General features: G+C 70.3%; 15 protein-coding genes. 5 read left to right on the top strand and 10 right to left on the bottom strand.

The genetic code is table 11. The annotated features are described in order from the left end of the window. Nucleotides 1-112 precede the first annotated feature (112 nt). The 4 genes from ACIP94_RS34710 (at nt 113) to ACIP94_RS34695 (ending at nt 8650) form a co-directional block, all read left to right on the top strand. Nucleotides 113-928 (top strand): carbohydrate ABC transporter permease, encoded by an 816-nt coding sequence (locus tag ACIP94_RS34710; protein ID WP_402434868.1) that lies wholly within the window; start codon nt 113-115, stop codon nt 926-928. 4 nt (nt 929-932) lie between these two features. Continuing rightward, entirely contained in the window at nt 933-1829 is an 897-nt protein-coding gene (locus ACIP94_RS34705) for a carbohydrate ABC transporter permease (protein WP_402434815.1), read from the top strand. A gap of 44 nt (nt 1830-1873) precedes the next feature. Next, nucleotides 1874-4180 (top strand): glycoside hydrolase family 3 N-terminal domain-containing protein, encoded by a 2307-nt coding sequence (locus tag ACIP94_RS34700; protein WP_402434812.1) that lies wholly within the window; start codon nt 1874-1876, stop codon nt 4178-4180. Between the two features lie 1041 nt (nt 4181-5221). Then, a complete protein-coding gene (locus ACIP94_RS34695) occupies nt 5222-8650 on the top strand; it encodes a GH92 family glycosyl hydrolase (RefSeq protein WP_402434809.1) in 3429 nt (1142 codons plus the stop codon). A 182-nt stretch (nt 8651-8832) separates the two neighbouring features. Here ACIP94_RS34695 and ACIP94_RS34690 read toward each other — a convergent pair whose 3' ends face one another. Then, a complete protein-coding gene (locus tag ACIP94_RS34690) occupies nt 8833-9744 on the bottom strand; it encodes an ArsR/SmtB family transcription factor (protein ID WP_402434806.1) in 912 nt (303 codons plus the stop codon). A gap of 425 nt (nt 9745-10169) precedes the next feature. Between ACIP94_RS34690 and ACIP94_RS34685 the strand changes: the two genes are divergently transcribed. After that, nucleotides 10170-10727 (top strand): GNAT family N-acetyltransferase, encoded by a 558-nt coding sequence (locus ACIP94_RS34685; RefSeq protein ID WP_402434803.1) that lies wholly within the window; start codon nt 10170-10172, stop codon nt 10725-10727. Here ACIP94_RS34685 and ACIP94_RS34680 read toward each other — a convergent pair. The 9 genes from ACIP94_RS34680 to ACIP94_RS34640 are packed head-to-tail and all read right to left on the bottom strand — an operon-like array spanning nt 10717 to nt 21380. Further along, nucleotides 10717-11643: a prephenate dehydrogenase dimerization domain-containing protein gene (locus tag ACIP94_RS34680; protein ID WP_402434800.1), complete on the bottom strand. Its 927-nt coding sequence runs from the start codon at nt 11641-11643 to the stop codon at nt 10717-10719. The two genes, ACIP94_RS34685 and ACIP94_RS34680, sit on opposite strands and share 11 nt — an antisense overlap. After that, nucleotides 11640-13751, bottom strand: a complete 2112-nt coding sequence (gene pabB, locus ACIP94_RS34675; protein ID WP_402434797.1) for an aminodeoxychorismate synthase component I — start codon at nt 13749-13751, stop codon at nt 11640-11642. Before pabB ends, ACIP94_RS34680 begins: the two co-directional genes overlap by 4 nt. Beyond that, nucleotides 13748-14080: a chorismate mutase gene (locus ACIP94_RS34670; RefSeq protein ID WP_402434794.1), complete on the bottom strand. Its 333-nt coding sequence runs from the start codon at nt 14078-14080 to the stop codon at nt 13748-13750. Before ACIP94_RS34670 ends, pabB begins: the two co-directional genes overlap by 4 nt. Continuing rightward, the gene (locus tag ACIP94_RS34665; protein ID WP_402434791.1) at nt 14073-15347 is read right to left on the bottom strand and encodes a phenylacetate--CoA ligase family protein; all 1275 of its coding nucleotides are present in this window, start codon (nt 15345-15347) and stop codon (nt 14073-14075) included. The genes ACIP94_RS34670 and ACIP94_RS34665 overlap by 8 nt, the downstream gene beginning before the upstream one ends. Then, entirely contained in the window at nt 15344-16576 is a 1233-nt protein-coding gene (locus ACIP94_RS34660; RefSeq protein ID WP_402434788.1) for an ATP-grasp domain-containing protein, read from the bottom strand. Before ACIP94_RS34660 ends, ACIP94_RS34665 begins: the two co-directional genes overlap by 4 nt. Continuing rightward, nucleotides 16573-17835 (bottom strand): MFS transporter, encoded by a 1263-nt coding sequence (locus ACIP94_RS34655; RefSeq protein WP_402434785.1) that lies wholly within the window; start codon nt 17833-17835, stop codon nt 16573-16575. Before ACIP94_RS34655 ends, ACIP94_RS34660 begins: the two co-directional genes overlap by 4 nt. Continuing rightward, nucleotides 17828-19102, bottom strand: coding sequence for an aminotransferase class I/II-fold pyridoxal phosphate-dependent enzyme (locus ACIP94_RS34650; protein ID WP_402434782.1), 1275 nt, complete (start codon nt 19100-19102; stop codon nt 17828-17830). Before ACIP94_RS34650 ends, ACIP94_RS34655 begins: the two co-directional genes overlap by 8 nt. Continuing rightward, entirely contained in the window at nt 19099-19947 is an 849-nt protein-coding gene (locus tag ACIP94_RS34645; RefSeq protein ID WP_402434779.1) for a N5-glutamine methyltransferase family protein, read from the bottom strand. Before ACIP94_RS34645 ends, ACIP94_RS34650 begins: the two co-directional genes overlap by 4 nt. Beyond that, entirely contained in the window at nt 19944-21380 is a 1437-nt protein-coding gene (locus tag ACIP94_RS34640; RefSeq protein ID WP_402434777.1) for an NAD(P)/FAD-dependent oxidoreductase, read from the bottom strand. The genes ACIP94_RS34645 and ACIP94_RS34640 overlap by 4 nt, the downstream gene beginning before the upstream one ends. Nucleotides 21381-21555 lie beyond the last annotated feature (175 nt).

The following is a 21555-nucleotide window of genomic DNA, read 5'->3' as shown; positions in this document are numbered from 1 at the left end:
CGCCGCGCCGACCGCGCCCCCCGGGCGGGCCGCCCGGCCCGGGACGCGCGGCCGGGGCGCCCGCGGCACCGGGACGGGAGCGCGGGCCGGCCGTCCGCATGTCGTCTGGGTCCTGCCCGGCGTGCTGTTCTTCGGCTTCTTCGCCGTCGTCCCGATGGCCCTCGCCTTCTTCCTGTCCTTCACCCGGTGGAACGGCCTGGGCGACCCGCAGCCCGTCGGCCTCGCCAACTGGCGCGAACTGCTGTCCGACGACCACCTGCCCCAGTCCCTGACCGTCACCGTCCTGCTGACCGTGGTCAGCTGGGCGTTCCAGACGGTGGTCTCCCTGCTGCTCGGCGTGTGGGCCGCGGGCCGCCAGCGCAACCGCGCCGTGCTGTCAGCCGTCTTCTTCGTGCCCTTCCTGCTGTCCTCGACGGCGATCTCGCTGCTGTTCTACGCCCTGCTCGACCCGAATTTCGGCATCGTCCACAAGGACACCCTCGGCTCCACCGGCGGCGCCTTCCTCGCCATCGTGTTCGTCGGCGGCTGGCAGTTCATTCCCTTCCACACCCTGATCTACCAGGGTGGGGCACGGCAGATACCCGAGGTCCTCTACCAGGCGGCGGCCATTGACGGTGCCGGCCGCCTGCGCCAGTTCCTCTCGATCACGCTTCCGCAGTTGCGCCACACGGCCACCACGTCCGGTGTCCTCATGGTCGTCGGCTCGCTGACGTACTTCGAGACGGTGCTGATCCTCACCCAGGGCGGCCCCGGCACGGACACCGCGATCCTGCCGTATCTGATGTACCAGTCGGGCTTCAAGAGCTACGACTTCGGCTACGCCAGCGCCATCGCGTCCTTCCTGGTCGTGGCCGCCACCGCGCTGTCGCTGCTGCTGGTGCGGCTGACCGGCTTCGGCGCGATGCGCAGCGTACGCGAAGGGATGTGACACCGTGTCACACGACACGCTTCCGCGACCGGCGACGACGTCCGCGCCACCTGTGCCCGCGCCGCCGCGCCGCCGCCGGCACTGGAGCCGGCGCGCCAACCCGCTCGCGGGCCTCGGCTCCATCCTGTGGCTGGCCGTCGTGATCGTCCCGATCTACGCGATGATCTCGGCGTCCCTGACCCGGCAGGACGACGCGCTGGGCAAAAACGCGCTGAAGCCGCCGAGCCGGCCGACCCTCGCCAACTACGACACCGTCCTGCACAGCGGCTTCTTCCACCTCCTGGCCAACACCGCCATCGTGGCAGCGGCGGTCGTGGCCGTCGTGCTGGTCCTGTGCGTGCCGCTCGCCTACGTGGCCGTACGCACCCGTACCTTCTTCTCCGGCGCGGCCTTCCGGCTGTTCCTGCTGGGCGTCGCGATCCCCGCGCAGGCGGTGGTGGTCCCGCTGTATCTGATGATCGCCAAGCTGAACCTCTACGACAGCCTGCTCGCCATCGTGCTGCCCACGGCGGCCTTCGCGATGCCGGTGTCGGTGCTGATCCTGACCGGCACCCTGCGGGACATCTCCGAGGAGCTGTACGAGGCGATGGCGCTGGACGGCGCCTCAGCCACCCGGATGCTGTTCCAGATGGTGATCCCGCTGGCCAAGGGCGGCATCAGCACCGTCGTCGTCTACTCGGCGCTTCAGGCCTGGAACGGCTTCCTCTTCCCGCTGATCTTCACCCAGTCCGACGGCCCGCGGGTGCTCACCCTGGGGCTGTTCACCTACGTCAGCCAGTTCGGCGTCGACATCCCCGCCCTGCTCGCCTCCGTCGTCCTCTCCGGTGTCCCCATCTTCGCCGTCTACCTGGTGGCCCGCCGCGCCCTCGTGGGCGGGCTGATGGGCGTGGGCGGTAAGTGAGGCACCGAGCGGGGCGCTCGCCCCGCCTTTCCGACAGGAGTTCCATGACCCTCGCTCCCTGGCGTGATGCCGCCCTGCCCGCGGCCGCGCGCGTCGACGACCTGCTGTCCCGGATGACCCTGGAGGAGAAGACCGCCCAGCTGTACGGCGTGTGGGTGGGCGCCGCCACGGACGGCGACGGCGTCGCGCCGCACCAGCAGGCCATGAACACCGACTGCGACTGGGACGAGCTGATCACCCGGGGCCTGGGCCAGCTCACCCGATCCTTCGGCACCGCCCCGGTGGACCCGGCGATCGGCGCCAGGGCGCTGGCCCGCGCCCAGCAGCGGATCGTCGAGGCGGGCCGGTTCGGGATCCCGGCCGTCGCCCACGAGGAGTGCCTGGCGGGATTCACGGCCTGGCGCGCCACGGCCTACCCGGTGCCGCTGGCCTGGGGCGCCACCTTCGATCCGGCGCTGGTGGAGGAAATGGCCCGGCACATCGGCCGGGACCTGCGCGCGGTCGGCGTCCACCAGGGCCTGGCCCCCGTCCTGGACGTGGTCCGCGACCTGCGCTGGGGACGCGTCGAGGAGACGATCGGGGAGGACCCCTATCTCGTCGGCACCATCGGGACCGCGTACGTCCGGGGACTCGAGTCGGCCGGAGTCGTCGCCACGCTGAAGCACTTCGCCGGCTATGCCTCCTCCGCGGGTGCCCGCAATCTGGCCCCGGTGCGAGCGGGCACGCGCGAGTTCGCGGACATCACACTGCCGCCCTTCGAGATGGCGCTGCACGAGGGCGGGGCCCGCTCGGTGATGGCGGCCTATACCGAGACGGACGGCGTTCCCGCGTCGGCGGACCCCGGCCTGCTGACCGGACTGCTGCGCGAGGAGTGGGGCTTCACCGGCACGGTCGTCGCCGATTACTTCGGCATCGACTTCCTGCGCACCCTGCACCGGGTCGCCGAGAGCCCCGCCGAGTCGGCACACCTGGCGCTGGCCGCCGGCATCGACGTCGAACTGCCGACGCTGAAGTGCTACGGCGACGACCTGGTCGTGGCGGTGCGGGAGGGCCGCGTCCCCGAGCCTCTCGTGGACCGCGCGGCCCGCCGCGTCCTGCTGCAGAAGTGCGAACTCGGCCTTCTGGACGAGGACTGGCGCCCCTCGGTGCCCGAGGCGGTCGACCTCGATCCGGAGGAGAACCGAGCCCTGGCCCGTCGCCTGGCCGAGGAGTCGGTGGTCCTGCTCGACAACCCCGACGGCGTGCTGCCGCTCCCCCCTGACGCGCGGATCGCGGTGGTCGGACCGCGGGCGGCGGACGCCCTCGCGATGCTGGGCTGCTACTCCTTTCCCTCGCATGTGGGCGCGCAGCACCCGCACGTCCCCACGGGCATCGCCATCCCGACCCTGCTGGAGGCGCTGCGCGACGAAGTCCCGCACGCCAAGGTCGTGTTCGCCGAGGGTTGCGGGGTATCGGACCCGGACACCTCCGGTTTCGCCGAGGCGGTGGCGACGGCGTCGGAGGCGGACGTGTGCGTAGCGGTCCTCGGCGACCGCTCCGGCCTGTTCGGCCGCGGCACCTCGGGCGAGGGCTGCGATGTGCCGGACCTCTCACTGCCCGGTGTCCAGGGAGAACTGCTCGACGCGCTGCTGGCGACCGGGGTGCCGGTGGTGCTGGTACTGCTGACCGGACGCCCCTACACGCCGGTCCGTCCGCACGGCCGGCCGGCCGCGGTGGTCCAGGCGTTCTTCCCGGGCGAGGAGGGCGGCCCCGCGGTGGCGGGGGTCCTGACCGGCCGCGTGAACCCCTCGGGCAGGCTTCCGGTGAGCGTGCCACGGATGTCCGGTGGCCAGCCATGGACCTACCTCCAGCCGCCGCTGGGCCTGGCCGGCCAGGTCAGCAGCCTGGACCCGAGCCCGCTGCACCCCTTCGGACACGGGCTGTCGTACACGCGATTCACCTGGGACGGCTTCACGGGCACGGAGCCCGTCATCGGCACCGACGGCACCTACGACCTGTCGCTGACGGTTCGCAACACGGGCGGCCGGCGGGGCGCGGAGGTCGTCCAGCTGTATCTGCACGACCCGGTGGCCTCGGTGACCCGCCCGGACGTCCGCCTGATCGGCTACCGGCGGCTGGAGCTGGACCCAGAAGAGTCCCGCCGGGTGACCTTCCGCTTCCACGCGGACCTGTCGGCCTTCACGGGCCGCACCGGCGCCCGCGTCGTCGAACCGGGTGCCCTGGAGCTGCGGCTGGCCGCGTCGAGTATGGACGTCCGCCACACGGCCCGCCTCACGCTCACCGGCCCGGTCCGCGAGGTGGGACCGGGCCGCCGACTGCACTGCGGGACGGAGTCGTCCATGGACGGGTGACCCGTCTTCGCGTGCGGCACGAGTCCTCAACTCCCCGAACACAGCCATGATCGAGGCGGCCGGGGATCTCCCACCCGCCGACGAGAGCTGTGCTGACCACCCCGCTGCTCGGCAGGGCAACGGGTGACCCGGCCCAGGCCGCAACCGGCCGGCGGTAGATTCACCGCGCTGACGCGTCCTGCGTGCAGGTGCACGTTTTCGGCCGTGACGGCCAGGCCCGGCCCGCTGCTCTCGCTTTGGGTTCCCGTGGGCCTGTCCTCGCCCCTGCCGGCCGCACCGCGAACGCCGGCTCGTGTCCCCACCGCTGCGACGCCCTTGTGGTGGCTGCCACCGGTGTCGGTAAGGAACACATCCGTCGTGTCGTTGCCCGTCGCTTTTGCGATGTGGGGGCGTGGGCGATGAGGAAGGTGTTGTTGGGCGCTGTCGAGAACTCCGTGACGATACCGGCCTAGCGGGGCGGCAACGTGCGCAGCGCCTTGGTGGGCGCGCCCTGGATCCGCAGGTTGACCGCGTCGCCGGCAGAGAGGCGGGAAGTCGCCACCGCTTCCGCGCCCTCGACCTGTCGGGCGGGCCGTGTACGAGGCCCCGTCGCGCCGGCTGGAGCCCGGCACTCGCATGCGTTTTCGGTGGTCCGCGCGTGGCGGTGGTGTCGAATGAGTCTCCGCTGAGGGGCCGCGACTGCCCCAGGCTTCAGCCCGGCTCCTGACAGGACCGGCGAAGGGGGCGGGTCCGCGCCTCGACCGCAGAGGCCGGCGCGTGAAGGCCGGCCGGAGCCGATCGCCGGATCCGGCAGGGGGCTCGGGGCCGGTCCTCGGACCCGGGACCGTGGCGCCGAAAGTGCTCGGCCGGGAACTTCGCGCTCAGAAAGTCCTGTTGGCCTCGTTGACATGCCGTGAGCCCACGCGTTTCACTCGACACTCGTGCATGGCAACGTTGTCAGGCCGTTGGGAGCGACCGGCACCGTTGTCAGTCGCTGGCGTTCTGCGTTCTTCGGCACGTCAGCACCTCATGTGCGAAGACGAACTGCTGTGGAGGCAACCGATGGTCCGACCTCGACGTTCAGCCGCGCCACGTAACCGCAGGAGACTCCGCCAACGCCTGGCCGTCGTCTCCGTCCTGGGCATTGCCGCACTACCGCTCCCGGCGATCGGGGGCGCCTACGCGGCGAGCGCCGTGACGCCGGCCTTTGTGAAGGACCCCGCGTCCCTCGTCAACCCTCTCATCGGCACCTCCGGTGCGGTGGACACCTTCCCCGGCCCCGCCATGCCGGCCGGCATGGTGCAGTGGGGCCCCGACACGACGCCCCACCGCCCCTCGGGCGGCGGCTACGAGTACAACGACAACAAGATCTCCGGCTTCAGCCTCACCCACCTCTCGGGACCCGGCTGCGGCGTCGCGGGCGACCTGCCCATCCTGCCGGTGACCGGCACGCTGTCGGGCAACCTCGGCAACGCCTCTGTCGGCTTCAGCCACGGAGACGAGCAGACCGGCATCGGCCACTACAAGGTCACGGACGCCAACGGGGTCAAGACCCAGCTGACCGACACCACCCGCGCGGGCCTGGGCACCTTCACCTTCCCCGCGGGCCGGCAGGCGAACTTGCTGTTCAAGCTCAGCGGGGGTGCCACGCAGGTGGACGGGACCCGCGTCCAGGTGGTGAACAAGAAGGAGATCAGCGGCTCCATCGACAGCGGTCACTTCTGCGGCGCGGGCAACCGGTACACGCTGCACTTCGACATCAAGTTCGACCAGCCGTTCACCGCGAGCGGTACCTGGGTCGGCAGCACCATCAACCCCAACGCGACGTCGCTGAAGGCGGGCAAGGTCCAGCAGCCCCTTCAGACGCACCCGTCGAAGCCGCTGAAGGAGAGGCACTTCACCGTTCCCGCGGCGCCGTCCCCGACCGTGCACGGGAGCGGCAGCACGTCCTCCGGTACGCCGTCCCCGGCACCGAGCGGCGGCGTCGCGCCCCGGGCGTCCACCACGGGCAACACCAGCACGAACAAGGCCGTCCAGCCCCCCACGACCGGCGCGAACGGTATGTACCTGACGTTCGACACGTCCTCCGACCCGACGGTGAGTGCGAAGGTCGGCATCTCGTACACGAGTGACGCCAACGCGGCCGACAATCTCACCACCGAGATCAAGAACTGGAACTACAACGCCGTCGAGCAGGCGAACCACGACGCCTGGAACGCGGTGCTGAACAGGGTCCAGGTCGGCGGCGGCTCCTCGGACCAGCAGGTGCAGTTCTACACCGCGCTCTACCACGCGCTGCTGCATCCGAACGTCTTCTCCGACGCCAACGGCCAGTACATGGGCATGGACGATCAGGTCCACAGGCTGGCCAAGGGGCAGCAGGCCCAGTACGCCAACTACTCAGGCTGGGACACCTACCGGTCCCAGACCCAGCTGATGGCGATGGTCGAGCCCAAGGTGACCAGCGACGTCGTCACCTCGATGCTCAACGGCTACGACCAGACGGGCCTGCTGCCCAAGTGGGCCTCGAACAACGGCGAGAGCTACGTCATGGTCGGTGACCCGGCCGCCGGCATCATCGCCGACGCGTACGCCTTCGGCGCCCGGGGCTTCGACTCGGACAAGGCGCTCGCCGCCCTGCAGCACGAGGCCACCGTCCCGAACAACGACCGCCCCGGCGAGTCGGTGCGGGACGCGAAGGGCTACCTTCCGCTGGACGAGAACGACTACGGCTGCTGCAACTTCTACGGCCCGGTCTCCACACAGCTGGAGTACGACTCAGCCGACTACGCCCTCGCCGCCTTCGCCAAGTCGCTGGGCAAGACGGCCGTGTACCAGAAGTTCGCCACTCGCGCCCAGGACTGGATGAACGTCTTCAACCCGCAGACCGGCTACATGCAGGGCAAGAACAAGGACGGTCAGTTCGCGGGCGGCTTCACCCCGGGTACCTCCAACGGCTTCGTGGAGGGCACGTCGGCCCAGTACACGCCGATGGTCCCCTTCAACCTCCGGCAGCTCATCCAGGCGCGCGGCGGGAACAAGGTGTACTCGTCCTTCCTGGACAGCCTCCTCGACAACATCACGAACCCCGGCAACACCAACGCCGACCTGAGCAACGAGCCCAGCGTGGAGATCCCCTGGGAGTACAACTACACGGGCGAGCCGTGGAAGACCCAGGCGGCGGTTCGCGAGGCCCAGCAGAAGCTGTACTTCAACGCTCCGGTCGGCTCGTTCGGCAACGACGACCTGGGCGCGATGAGCTCCTGGTACGTCTGGTCCGAGCTCGGCATGTACCCGGAGACGCCGGGCACGGACACCCTGGTACTCGGCAGCCCGGTGTTCCCGGTCGCCCAGGTGACCTTCGGCAACGGCAAGCCGGTGCAGATCAACGCTCCGCAGGCCGCGCCCGACGCGCCGTACGTGCAGTCGCTCGATGTCAAGGGCAAGGAGTGGAAGACCTCCTGGCTGACCTACGAGCAGTTCAAGGGCGCGGGTTCGGTCGACTTCACACTCGGCACCTCTCCCGACAAGTCCTGGGCGTCCGACCCGTCGGCGGTGCCGCCGTCGGACACCACAGGCGGCGACCGGGTGCTGGCCGCGACCGGCCCCAGCAGTGACGGCCTGGTGCTCCAGCCGAACGCGTCCGGTGACGGCACGCTCTTCCTGACCAACCTCGGCAGCAAGGACGTCACGGTCGACTGGAAGGCGACGGCGCCCTCCGGCGTCACGCTGGACGCGACGTCCGGCTCGGTGAAGGTGCCCGCCTCGGGCAGTGCCGAGGCGAAAGTCCACGTGACAGCGGGCGCGAGCGAAGGCACGTTCCCGGTCACCTTCGCGCTGACCGATCACAGCACCGGGACGGCACTGAGCGGGGCAACCCTCCGTGTGGCCGTGGCCAAGGCCGGAGCGCTGTGGCCCTTCGACACCAACGAGGGCATCTACCCCGACGGCGCGAAGTTCTCCGGCGGCTTCGACGGCGGCGGTTGGGCGTTCTCGCAGAACGCGCTGTCGGCCGCGGGCGTCACGAGCGGCTCCACCGTCACGGTCGACGGCATCGCCTACACGTGGCCGACGGTGACGTCCGGTCAGCTGGACAACCTGGAGATGGCCGGCCAGACCATCCCGATGCCGGCCGGCACGTCGGGTGTGTCGCTGGGCCTGCTGGGCACGGCGACCAATGCGCCGACCGACGGCAGCGGGGTCTTGGGCACGATGACCGTCACCTACACCGACGGCACCACCTCCAAGGCCACGGTCGGCTTCTCGGACTGGACGCTCAACGCCGGGTCGAGCAAGCCGCTCCCCAGTGAGACGACGGCCGTCGCGACGGGCTACCGGAACACCGGCGGCGGGGGCCGGGACAACGTGAAGACCTACGTCTTCGCCACGAAGGTCCCGCTGGACGCGTCCAAGCAGGTGGCGTCGATCACGCTGCCGGTGACGGGCTCGACGGGCACCGACCACCTGTTCGCCTACGGCTTCGGCCAGTGAGGCACGGCAGGCGCTGACGACGGCGGGCCGGTTCCCGGGCGTGAGCCCGGGTCCGGCCCGCCGGGCGTGCCGACCGTTCCGACACAGGACAGGGCCATCCGATCTGCTGCGCGAGTGCGTCGACGAAAGGGTGGGCCGGTGACGAGAGCAAGGCCGATCCCACGGCACCCGACGAACGCGGGTCATCCCGCCGCGGCGCTCCGCAGGATGGCTTCGCCCGTTTCCGTCAGAGAGTGGATGACGCGTCGGCCGACGCGCTGACTGACCACGATGTTGCAGTCCCGCAGGACACCGATGTGCTGGCTGATGGCTCCCGGGGTGCAGTCCATCTCCGCGGCCAGCTCGCCGGTGGATGCGGGCATCACCAGGGACTCGATCACTGATGCCCGGGCCCTTCCGACCAGCGCTGCCAGCGGGCTGGGGCGTTCGGTGCTGCCGCGTCTCCAGACGTCCGCGACCCCCGGTCTCGGGTAGACGACCATCGATTGCAGGGGCGGAAGCATGGTGAGTACCTCGGAACCGCAGAAGATGCTCGGTACGAGCACGATTCCCTGGCCGTCCAGCTTGTTGTGGAATTCGTACGTACTGTGCACGGAGAGCCGGGAGCCATCCCATCCCACTCGTTCGTGGAGTGAGGAGAAGACCGACGCCGCACCGGACCCCTCCATGATGTGCATCCGGGAGCGGATGTCGTGGTGCAACTCCCGCTGGAGCCGCCGCCAGTACGGTTCCAGCGCCAACCGCCAGTAGGTGTGCAGCTGATCCGTGAGCCTGCCGATCGCGCGCTCGGGCCCGGCCAGCATCTGCCGGTGCAGGGACGCCGCGCCGGCCCGCCAGGCGGGCGGCGTACCGGTGTCCGCCGTCATCCAGGCCACTTCCTGGACGAAGTCCTCCGGCGCCGTGGCCCGCACCGCCTCCAGCTCCGCGGTGAGGCTTGCGGGAGCCGTACCCGGGGGTGGCGTGAGGAAGTCGGGTATGTAGCCCGAGGGCGGGATCACGGCACGCAGTGGCCTGAGATCGACGCCTTTCAGCCTTGCCTGGATGTCGTTGACCCAGGGAAGGTGCTGCCGTCGCCCTTCCGGAGATGCCAGCATCCGCAGGCTGTACACGCATTCACCCAGTGGGGAAAGCGAGAAGCGTACCCTCGCGACATCATCCGCCGTCGTCTCGTAGCGGATCACATCGCCTCCTCCCATCCCCCACAGGAGCCGTTCCCGTCTCCGCGGGAGCCGTCGCGCCCCGTCGCCGCACGCTCCGCGGATGAGCGGAGCGGCGGCCCACACACCCGGACGGAACGCCCGCTCACTCCGCAGCCCATCGTAACGGCAGCGTCCGGAGGGTGCACGTGCGGACCTGGGCAGGACCCGGGCCGGCTCCGCCCGGCAACTCCCTTTAATCTGGGAGGCGTTGAGTTGGCGGGATCGAGCGGGTTCACGATGCCGAACGGCGTTGATCACTTAGGATGGACTGCCGACCACATTCCCTTGCCGGCCGTGCCGCCGGATCCCGGAGACGACGCATGGACCTTGCCGCCGTACTGCCCCTGGTCACCGAGCGCCTTCAGCTACGGCTGTTCTCGCCGAGCGATGTCGATGACATGTATGAGTACCAACGGCTGGAGGAGGTCGCCCGCTACCTCTACCGTCCGCCCCGTACCCGTCAGCGATGCGAGGAGGTCATCGCGGAGATCGCGACGGCCACGGCGTGGGCGGAGGACGGTGATCAGCTGACCCTTGCCGTCTGCCGACAGGGGTCAAAGGGCGTCCTCGGCGAGGTGACACTGAAACTCGCGGACGCGCACGCCTGCCAGGCTGAGATCGGCTGGGTCTTCAACCCGCGTTTCCACGGCCTGGGTTACGCCGCCGAAGCCGCACGTGCCCTGGCGGTGCTCGCCTTCGACGAGCTGGGCGTACACCGGGTGTACGCCCGTCTCGACGTGGAGAACACCTCGTCGGTCCGGCTGTGCGAGCGCCTGGGCATGCGGCGCGAGGCCCATCTGGTGGAGAACGACCTGGACGGGGAGCGCTGGGGCAGCGAGTACATCTACGCGGCGTTGGCCGCCGATCTCAAGCGCTGACGCCGGATGTGCCGGCCGGGGCGTCCTGCTCCGGCCGGTGGTTTGCCGGTGAGGTCCGCAGGTGGTCGAAGAGGCGGTGACACTCCTGTGCGCCGGTCTCGGTGTACGGGCCGAGCCAGTCGGCGGCAGCGGCCAGCGCGGTGCGGAAACCGTCCTCGTCGCCGCCCGCCACCACGCTGTCGAGGCGGCTCAGCGAACGCAGCAACTCCGCGCGGCGCGTGGCGCTTTCCGGGTTGGCCTCCTGGATGTCCCAGTAGATCTCGGCCGGGGCGGTCAGAATGCGACAGGCCAGAGCGATGAGCATCCGCGCGGGCGGCGGCGCGATCCGCATCAGCTGTTCGACATCGACCGGCTGCTCCGACAGGGCGGCAGCGAAGGCGAGCACCGCGGCGTGGGGCAGGGCCTGGAGCAGGGACATGGCGGTGTCGTGTTCCTCCGGGCCCATGACGGAGACCACCATGCCCCCGTCCTCGAGCCTCGTCCGGAGCCGGTCCACCTCGTCATCCGGCCGTTGCGCGATGAGGACCACCGGGCGTCCCGCAGAGTGGAGCGTGGGGGAGAACATCGGGTTCACTCCCAGCACCGGTTGCGGCACGCCCACCTCACGCGCCCTGGCGAACAGGGGGTTCTGCACCGAGCAGGTGGACACGATCACGGCCTGTTCGGAGGCGGTCCGTGCGAGCCAGTCCAGGCAGCGCGCCGCGGTCTGCTCCGGGAGCGCCAGGACCACGATGTCGGCCGTGGCGACGGCCGCACGCACGTGCGCCGGAGGGTCGGTGACGTCCGCGGTGTGGTCGGCCTGACCGGCGCGGTCGACCGTCGTCACCTGCTCGGGGTGGCGGACGAGGCTGCGCAGCACCCAGCGTCCCACCACTCCCGCGCCTCCGAGGACGACGACCCGGCGTTGTGCTGTCACCGTGCCTCCTGCCGGTCGTCGGTGCGGGCGCCGCCTCGGCCGGCGCGCAGTCCGTGGTGCGGCACGCTGGCCTTCACCAGGATCTCCCGGAACTCCTCGTCCGGATCCGACAACGCCGTGATCGCTCCCCCCACCCCGAACGTGGCCGATCCGTCCCGCACGACGGCGGTACGGATCACGATGCTGAGGTCGAGGGCGCCGGAGAACGACAGCCAGCCGAGGGCGCCGGAATATATGCCGCGGCCCGTGCCCTCCAGCTCGTCGATGATCTCCATCGTGCGTTTCTTGGGCGCTCCGGTCATGGAGCCACCGGGGAAGCAGGCCCGTACGGCCGCCAGCGCCGAGCGGTTCCACCTCAGGCGGCCCCGGACCGTCGAGACCAGTTGGTGGACGGACGAGTAGCTTTCCACCACGAACGCTTCGGGAACGTGGACGCTGCCCGGCTCGCAGACGGCGTTGAGATCGTGCCGCACGAGATCGACGATCATCAGGTTCTCGGCACGGTCCTTGGGAGAGGTGAGCAGCTCCCGCTTCAAGGACGCGTCCTGCGCGGGGGTGTTGCCCCGCGGGCGCGTTCCCTTGATGGGCCGCGACTCCACCATCCGTTGCCGGTCCACCCTGAGGAACGTCTCGGGGGAGGAGCTGAGCACCTCGATGCCACCGCAGCGCAGATAGGCACCGTAGGGAACGGGGCTGACGGCCCGCATCCCGGCGTAGGCGTGCAGTCCGTCCCCGACCTCGGTGACATGTGCCTTGTTGGTCAGGCACACCTCGTAGCTCTCGCCGTCCAGTATGTACTGCTGGGTCTGCTTGATCAGTGAGAGGTAGGCGTCTCGGCCGTCCCTGAGGTTGAGTTCCTCCTCGGCGACGGGTCCTGGCCGGTAGCCCGCCGCATTCGACGGGCCGGGCAGGCCGCCGCCCGCCGGGAGGCGTGCGGGTGCGGCCGCCGCGGTGGGGACGTGGCCGCCGGGTTCGTCGAGAGGTGTCAGCCGGTATTCGAAGGCGCGGTCCTGCTGGTGGTCGAAGACCAGGAAGCTGCGGGTGTGCAGGAACCAGGCGTCGGGCTCGGGGGAGGGATGGCATGCGTTGCCGATGGTCAGGGCTTTCAGCTCGTATCCGAAGTAGCCGACGAGACCGCCCGTGAAGGGAAGCGGACAGTCCTCGGGGGCTTCCACGTCCACCGATTGGGTGATCTGTTCCAGCAGGTCGAAGACGTCGCCGGTGATCCGCTCCAAACGGCCCTCGCCGCTCAGCGTGAGCCGGCGGTGCGCCAGGTCGTATTCGAGCGCGACGCTGCCCTCACCGCCCCACGCTCCCATCAGGGAGTACCGGGACCCCGGGCGGTCGCTCGCCTCCGCGTCGAGCCAGAAGCTGTGCCGTACGTGGGCGTAGCGGGCGCGGAACTCCTCAAGCGGGGAGCGCGGCGACTGAAGCTCATGGATGCCGAGCCGAAGCCGCGTGGCTCCGCCCACCCGCCGGAACGCCTCCACCGCGGGGGAGCCGGCCTGCCCGGTGCCGGACTCCGGATCGATGCGCCGGCCGGCCGCCATGGTGAGGAAGTTGATGAGCAGTTCCCTGCCGCCCTGCGTCTCGATCGACTCGGGGTGGAACTGCACGCCCCACAACGGCTTCGTACGGTGGGCCACCGCCATGACCAGACCCTCGCTGTTCCAGGCGGTGCGGACCAGGCACTCGGGGAGGTCGGTGGCGATCAGCGAGTGGTAGCGCACCACGGGCAGTTCCTGGGGCAGTCCCGCGAACAGCCCGGTGCCCGTGTGCTTGATGGTGTCCACCCTGCCGTGGACGGGCTCGGGCGCGTGGACCGTCCGTGCCCCGAAGAACTCCGCGATGCCCTGGTGCCCGAGGCACACCCCGAGGACCGGCACCTCACACGCGGCGATCACGTCGAGGCACACGCCGAAGTCCGCGCGCCGTGAGGGGCGGCCCGGTCCGGGGGAGAGGACGACGGCGTCCACCTCGTGCAGAGGCAGCTCCTCGTAGGGCGTGGTGTTGGGCACGACCACGGGCATGCTGCCGGACACCTCGTAGAGGTACTGTGCGATGTTCAGGGTGAACGAGTCGAAGTTGTCGACGAGGAGGATCTTCACCGGGCGCCCTCGCAGGTCAGCTCCGCCATCAGCGCGTCCTCCTGGGCGCAGGTCTCGGCGATGATCCGCTGGAAGACGTCTCCCAGGAACTCCTCCGGCAGACCGTGGGCGGCGGCGTGGGCGCGTGCCCGGCCGACGACGAGTCCGACGCGTTCGGGCTGCATCATGGGTATGCCGTGCTGTGCCTTGAGCCGTGCGATGTCCAGGCACACCTGCACACGCGCCACAAGCAGGCCGAGGATCTCCTCGTCCAGCGCGTCGAGGCGGTCGCGGAGCGGAGCGAGCACGGCGGCCGGATCCGTGCGGTCGGCCTTCGCCTGGTCAGTCATCTATGTTCCTTTCGTGCCAGAAGAACTGGACCTTCCCCCGGGTCGTGGCACGGGGTGGTTCGCCTGCTTCCACGCTCAGGCCGGCGAAGCGCGAGGAGTCGGTGAGGATGCACAGGGTCTGGTGCTTGCGCAGGGCGGCCGCGCACGCCTGGTCCGTGACCGGTGCCAGCGCCGACCCCCTGAACACCAGTGAGAACAGGCCGTCGCGCGTGGTGACGCCGACCTGGTACACGCCGCCTTCCGGCAGCCCCGCCGGTTGCAGTGCCTCATCGAACATGGCCTTGGTGACGACCGTGCCGTCGATGTTGGTCGAGGCGCCGTCGCGGTCACCGATGCGCAGGATCCGCGCGGGCGATCCGCACGGGCAGTTCGAAGGGCGCAGCATCGCGTGGTCGCCCACCAGGTAGCGAACCAGCGCCGCCCCCGTGGTCGTGAGCACCGTCACCGCCAGCGAACCCCACATGCCGTCGGGGAGCCGCCGGTGGTCGTCGTCGAGGACTTCGGCGACGACGAGGTCCTCGTGCACGTGGTGCTCGGCACCGGTGAGGTGGGCGCACTGGTACCCGATGGGACCAGTCTCGGTGGTGCTGTAGGCGAACGACCTGACGCGGGTGCCGCTCGCGGCGAGCCGATCGGTCAGGGTGACGTCCATCCGGTCGCCGATGTAGTAGACGGCCGCCAACCGGGCCAGGGCCTCGGGTATGTGGGCCTGGAGCCGTTCGATGTGGATGGGCAGACTCACCAGGGCCCGTACGTCCACGTCGTCGATGAGCTCGGCGAGATGGGCCGCCGGGAGGGAGGTCCCCGCCGGGAGCACGGCCGCGCCGCGACGGGCGAGAACCGCGTCGACGAAGCCGTACCCGCCGAAGAGGTCGCCCGGAGCCATGGCGTTGATGACGGGCGGATTGTCACCGAGTCCTTCGCAGCACAGGCCGCGCGCACCCAGCAGCTCCACCCGCTCGTTGAAGAGCCGGTCGTGCCGCAGCGTCCGCACCCGCCCGGACGAGCCGCTCGACCGCAGGATCAACCGTGTGTCGCCACACGTGATGCGATGAGGTGCCTCGGGGCGAGCCCCCCACTCGGCCAACTGTTCACGTGTGGTCGGGGGGAGTGCGCTCAGCCCGTCGGGGGTGAGCAGGTGCGCGAACTTCCTGAGGGCCGTGCAGGTTTCGGATGCCAGGACGGCCCGGCGCATGAGTTCGAGGTTCTCCGTCTGCGCGTCCAGCAGGACCTGACGGTCGACCACGACGTCGTCGAGGAGTCTCATTCCGCCTCCATGTCGATGGCTATGGCCCCGACGGCGCTCTCGGCGGCGGCCCAGGCCCTCTGTGCGGTCGGGCCGACGGCTACGAACTCGCCGAGCCGGTCCCAGCTCGCGGTAGCGGGGCGCACCGTGTCACCGGGTGCGATCCACAGGTCCGCGGTGTGCACGCCCGGCTGCGCGAGGGCCGTCTCCAGCCCTGTCACGGCACGTACCCGGCCCGCCGTGCCGGTCGCCAGGTAGGCCTTGGCCGCCGCGGCGGCCACCGGGTCCGCAGGACGGGGCAGTGGCAGGCCCGCGAAGTGGGCGATCATGTCGAGTTCGAGGTCCCTGCCGGAGACCAGGCGCACCAGCGCGGGGATGCCGTCGCCTCCGGTGCGGGCGTGCGACTCCAGTAGGTGGACCTCACCGTCCCTGACGATCACCTCGGTGTGCGCCGGGCCCTCGCGCAGCCCCACGCGGTCCAGCAGGAGACGTACCGTCGAGGTCACCGCCGCGGTGAGCCCCTCGTCGAGCCCGGCCGGGACGATGTGCCCGATCTCGACGAACGCGGCGTTGGTGATCTTCCGTACGATCGCGCAGACTTCGTGGCGGCCCTCGTGGGAGAACGTCTCGACGCTGTACTCGTCGCCCTCGACGAAGGGCTCCACCAGGTAGTCCGTCACCGGCAGGACGTCGTGGTAGCGGTGCTCGTTGCGCAGCGTCCGCTGGGCGTGCTGCCATGCCGCGTCGACCTCGTCCGGGCCTTGGACCTTGATCACGCCCAGGCTCGCCGAGCCGTCCGCCGGCTTGACCATCACCGGGTATCCCGCGGCGCGGGCGACGTCACGGATGTCGGAGGCCGACCGGACCCGTGACCAGCAGACGCCTGGTGGGCCGCCCACGGCGAGGGCCTCGCGGGTGCGGGCCTTGTCGCGCAGCAGGGCGGTCACACCCTTGCCGGCGGCGAGCAGCCCGAGGTCGAGGGCTGCCGCCTCGGCGGCGGGGCAGGCGGGTTCGTGGTTGCTGACCACCCCCGCGAAGCCGAACTCCCGGTGCAGCTCCGCCGCCAGTTCGACCACGGCCGGGATGTCCAGCAGATCCGCCCGGACCGTCCGCAGGCACAAGGGCTCCAGTTCGGGCTCGGCGATCGACGGCGCTTCGATGTGGACGACGTCGAGGCCGAGGCCGGTGGCCTTCTCGATGATCCGGTGGCTCGCGCTGAGCACGAGAAGCACCGGCCGGTCTGCCGTCACTGGGCGTTCTCCCTTACGAGCGGTGCCCGGCGGGCCAGTTCGACGGCGTGGCGCACGGCGAGACCGGCAGCGAGGAAGACGACACCGAGGGCGAGCCAGCCCCAAGTGCCCTGGTAGAGCACCAGCCAGGTGAGCACCAGCGGGCCTACGGCCTCGGACAGGGTGGACCCCATGCCGAAAAACCCCTGGTACTGGCCGTACCGTTCACCCGGCACCAGCCGGAAGCTGATCTCCATCATGGTGGCCGTCTGCCGCATCTCGCCGAAGGTGAGCACCGCGGCGGCGGCGATCAGCAGTACGGCCGCCGCCCACGGGGAGTGCGGTATCCCCGATACCGAGTACAGGGCCATCCCCAGGAAGAGGAGGACGCCGGCCACCCGGATGCCGCGTACGCCGTCGTCGACGCTCTCGACCCCCCTGGACATGCGGTACTGGAACAGGACCACCAGCGTGGTGTTGACGAGGAAGAGGACGGCGATACTCCACACCGGGGCCTTGGTCTGCTGGACGACCCACAGCGGCAGTGCCACGTCGGTCAGCGGGATGTGCAGCGTCATCAGCATGTTGAGGACACCCAGCACGACATAGCCCCGGTCCCGGAACACGCCGAGCAGCGAGCCGGCGCTCACCTCACCGGCATCCGCGACCTGGGGCGCGGGCGCCTTCGGGGAGGGCACGTTGACGAGCAGCGCGGCGGAGACGAAGAACGTCGCCGCGTCCGCCGCGAAGCCGATGCGGTACGCGTCCGGTGTGCCCGAGGCGATGACCAGCGCTCCGAGCGCCGCACCGAGGGCGAGCCCCGCGTTGGACGCGGAGATCAGGATCGCGCGCACCCGGGTGACCTGGTCCGCCGGAAACGTCCGGCCGATCAGCGCCGAGCGCGCCGAATGGGTCCCCTCGGTGCAGGTGGTGAAGACGCACGCGGCGGCGAAGAACACCAGCACCTGGTGCGTGAGCAGATAGACGCAGGTGGCCAGCCCTGTCAGGACGAGCAGCGCCGCCGTGACCGTCCGTGGGTTGAACCGGTCCGCGAGGTGGCCGACCGGGACGCTGAGCGCCATGGCCACCAGCCAGGCGGCCGTCAGGGCCGCACCGTAGACGACCGGCCGCAGCCCCACGACCTGGGTGAAGTACAGCGCGGCCGTCACATAGAACAGGCCGTCGCCCACGTAGGTGGCGATGTACGAGGCCGCGAGCGGCCGCAGTTCCCGGCCGAGCCCGACCGTGCCCGGTGGGGAGAGCGCGAGGTCCTCAGCCACGGTCCGCCGCCCCCGACTCGGTGCCGGAGCCGTACCCTCCGACCTCCTCCAACGTGGTCGCGAGCAGGGTGATGTCCTCCGGCGAGTGCAGTGCCGACAGAGCGAAGCGGAGCAGCGCGCTCCCCTCGGGAACCGTGGGGTAGAACGCCGGCAGCATGATGACGCCGCGACGCTTGAGCAGCCTGGTCGCCTCCAGTCCGGCCTCCTCCGAGTCGAAGACGGCGCCGCGGATGGGGGAGCGGAGTCGGGCGTTGGAGAGCTTGCCGCCGGTGAGTTCGTCGAGCCGAGCAGCGTTGGCCCACAGGCGCTCCTGCAGGTTCGCCATCTCAGGGGAGAGATGGATGCGTGCGGCTGCGACATTGGCGGCCATCATCGGCACCATGACGGAGTGGCCGAAGACCAGCGGGTTGGCCAGCTTGCGGACCACGGCGACGTCCTGCGGTGAGGCGGCGAGCAGGAAGCCGCCGGAGCCGCCGAAGCCCTTCGAGAGCGATCCGGCCAGGATCACGTTGTCCGGGAGCCGGCCACCGAAGGCGTGCATGGCGTAACCCGAGCCGGACGCGCCCTCGATGGAGATGCCGTGGGCGTCGTCGACGTAGAGGTAGCCGCCCGCGTCCGCCGTGAGCTTGGCGAGTTCCGCGACCGGCACCAGGCCGTTCATGGAGCCGACGCCGTCCACGAGCATGATCGGTGTCCGCCGCTGCGCCTGCGCGCGGTCCAGGGCCTCCCGCACGGAGCCGGATTCCCCGGACCGGAACCGGCTCACCGGCCCGAACTGCTCGAAGATCCCCCGCAGGACCTGCATCGAGGCGTGTGCGGTCTGGTCGACAAGGAAGTGCGGCTCCTCCGGGACCGGGTAGCTCGGCAGCGACCCGGAGCCCAGGAGCGGCAGCACACCCAGGTGCACATTGCTGGTGGAGGTGAAGACGCACGGGGCCGTGCCCGGATGGATCTGCCCCAGGAGCTCCTCCAGTTCGGGCAGGTAGTGGGGCCGCATGCGGTTGCGTGACGACGACAGATGGACGCCGAACACACGGGTCGCGCGGATCGCCGCCTCGGCGAGGTCCGGGTGCGACTCCAGGCCCAGATACGAACAGGAGACGAACTCGGTGACCGTCGAGCCGTCCCGCAGCGTCACCCGCTTGCCGTCGCGTGCGGTCACCGTGTGCCCGGTGAGTTCCTCGGCGAAGGCCCGGTCCAGTGTGGAGGACGTACGGTCCCGCCGGATGGCCATCCAGTTGGTGCTCGAAGAGGGCGGCGGAGTCATGGGTTCTCCTGTGGGGTGATGCGTGCGACGGTGATGCGGGGATCGCCGTCCGAGTCGGGGAGGGTGGTCACCTCCGAGAAGCCCTCGGCGGCGAGAAGCTTTTGGACGGCGACCGGCTGCTCCTCGTCGTGCTCCAGCGCGAGCCGGCCTTCGGGCCGCAGCACCGTGGTGGCGTGACGGAGGATGGCCCGGATCAGATCGAGTCCGTCGAGACCGCTGTAGACGGCGGCCCTGGGGTGGTGCACGGACCATTCCGGCAGCAGCCCGACGTCCGGAGGGACGTACGGCGGATTGGCGATCACCAGATCGACGCGTGCGGCTTCGTCGGCGAGGCAGTCCGGGACCAGGAGGTCCCTGACCTCGACCGTCACCTTACGGGTGGCCTCGGCATGCCGTGCCACGTTGCGCCGCAGATACTGCACCGCGGTCTCGTCGCGCTCCACACAGGTGACCGTCGCGTCCGGGCGGCGCCTGGCCAGGGCGATCCCGAGGGCGCCGACACCGGAACACAGGTCGAGCACGCGCCCGCCCGGTGGCAGGACCTCGTCACCGGCTGCCCATTCCACCAGGGCCGTGCTCTGCGACCGTGGGACGAAGACACCGCTGCCGACCACGAACCCCAGCCCGTCGAAGACCACCGAACCGGTGATGTGGCCGAGGGGGATGCGGGCGCACCGTTCGGCGACCGCCGCCTCGAACTCGGCGTGCGCCCCGACGGGTTCGGCCCGGTGCAGGAAGCGGTCGACAAGCGCGGACAGATCGCCCTCGACATCCCACACGCCCGCTTCCGTCAGACGCTCACGTGCCCGACGCAGTGTCGCCTCGGGGGTCTCGTCCCGCGTCATGACCAGGCCTGGTAGTAGCCGACCAGGGCGTCGTGGATGCCGTCGGTCATCGCGGCGACCAGCTCGGCCGGTGGTGTGAAGCGGGGATGCAGCTCCTCGACCACGGTCGTGTAGGAGCGGCGCAGATGACGCTCGATGCGCGGCGGCCACTCGGAAACGACGTTCCATTTGTGCTCGTAGCCGGTGGCCATCATGTGGTCCACGGTGGTGCGTACGATCTGCTCGCGCGTGCCGGTCGCCAGCGGCGCGCGTACCGGGGCGAAGGAGGAGAGGAAGTCGTACTCCTCGCCCTTGCCCTCCAGAAGAGAGGCCATGTGACGGGCGAGCAGGGGCGACTGGTGCAGGCCGTCGCGGTAGGTGCCCGTCGCGAGCCACAGCCCTTCGACTCCGGCGGAACCCAGGAGGGGGAAGCCGTCGGCGGGCACCGGCCGGTTTCCGACCTGCACCGACAGCAGCGCGGCCTCGGCGAGGTTGGTGTGCAACTGGTCCACCGCGCAGCCCAGCAGGAACTGCAGGTCTCCGACGGCCGCGAACTGCCTCGGCTGCGGGGAGATGATGTTCGTGGCGCCGAGGTAGAGCACGCCGTCGGCGCGCGGCACACAGTGGAGCCCGCAGGCGAAGGCCCGGTTCGGGGTGCGGATCACGGAGGAGGGCAGACGGCGGTCCTCCGTCTCGACCAGCGCGGAGACCCCGTACCCGCTCACCATCGGGGGGATGCGTCGGCGTACGTCGTCCAACTCGTCGAGCAGCGTCAGGGACTTGGCCCCCGCCGCGATCACCACATGCTCCGCGGTCAGCAGGTCCCCCGACTCCAGTTCCACGCCGGTGACGCGGTCTCCTGTGACCCTGACCCGCCGTGCCTCCGCGTCGACGATCCGCCCGCCGCGTCGTATAAGTGCCTGGTCGAGCTTGGCCAGGAGCCGGTGCGAGTCGACGGCGTGCTCACCCGGGATGTACAGGCCCTTCAGGGAGCGCGCCAGGTCGTTCGGCGCCAGCCAGTCCATCTCCTCCGGGTCGATGGCTTCGTAGGGCTCGTCGTACTCCTTGAGGGCGGCCTCGACGGCATGCATGTTCCCCGAGTCGACCGGCGCCGATCCCACGGTGTTGAGCAGGACGAACGTGCCGTCCGCGGTGAACAGTGAGCTGTCGTCCCCGCTGCTCTCGCTCAGATCCCGGTCCCACTGCTCCCAGTAACGCCGCGCTCGGTAGTCCATGTCGAGCTTGGCACGCCCGTGGTCGCTCTCCAGCAGGGAGGTGGTCACCTCGCCGAAGCAGCCGAGCATGGCTCCGGCGGCATACGAGGCGGCATAGGGGCGGCTGGGCCGTCCCACGCGGGTGACGCCGAATCCCCGGCGGCACAGTTCGAATGCGATGGACGCTCCGATCGCCCCATTGCCGACGACCACGACGTCTTGCTGCTGCCGTTCTGACACTCGAGTTCTCCTGGGTGGCGGGGCAGGAACACCCCTTTGTCGCAAGGAATATGAGAGAAGCGCGGCCCGCATGTGCGGGAATGAGGAAAGCGCGATGTAGCGGCGATGCGCACGAGCCGGCGTTCACACGGCATTCACGCGTCGCGAGGCAAACGAACGATCAGGAATGGAAAGG

The sequence above is a fragment of the Streptomyces sp. NPDC093261 genome (assembly GCF_044753645.1).
Lineage (GTDB): Bacteria > Actinomycetota > Actinomycetes > Streptomycetales > Streptomycetaceae > Streptomyces.
This window is presented reverse-complemented; position numbering and strand designations above follow the sequence as displayed.

Coding starts and splice junctions, on each gene's coding strand:
- ACIP94_RS34700 (WP_402434812.1), top strand. CDS start 1,874: ATGACCCTCGCTCCCTGGCGTGATGCCGCCCTGCCCGCGGCCGCGCGC.
- ACIP94_RS34695 (WP_402434809.1), top strand. CDS start 5,222: ATGGTCCGACCTCGACGTTCAGCCGCGCCACGTAACCGCAGGAGACTC.
- ACIP94_RS34690 (WP_402434806.1), bottom strand. CDS start 9,744: ATGCTGGCATCTCCGGAAGGGCGACGGCAGCACCTTCCCTGGGTCAAC.
- ACIP94_RS34685 (WP_402434803.1), top strand. CDS start 10,170: ATGGACCTTGCCGCCGTACTGCCCCTGGTCACCGAGCGCCTTCAGCTA.
- ACIP94_RS34670 (WP_402434794.1), bottom strand. CDS start 14,080: ATGACTGACCAGGCGAAGGCCGACCGCACGGATCCGGCCGCCGTGCTC.
- ACIP94_RS34665 (WP_402434791.1), bottom strand. CDS start 15,347: ATGAGACTCCTCGACGACGTCGTGGTCGACCGTCAGGTCCTGCTGGAC.
- ACIP94_RS34650 (WP_402434782.1), bottom strand. CDS start 19,102: ATGACTCCGCCGCCCTCTTCGAGCACCAACTGGATGGCCATCCGGCGG.
- ACIP94_RS34645 (WP_402434779.1), bottom strand. CDS start 19,947: ATGACGCGGGACGAGACCCCCGAGGCGACACTGCGTCGGGCACGTGAG.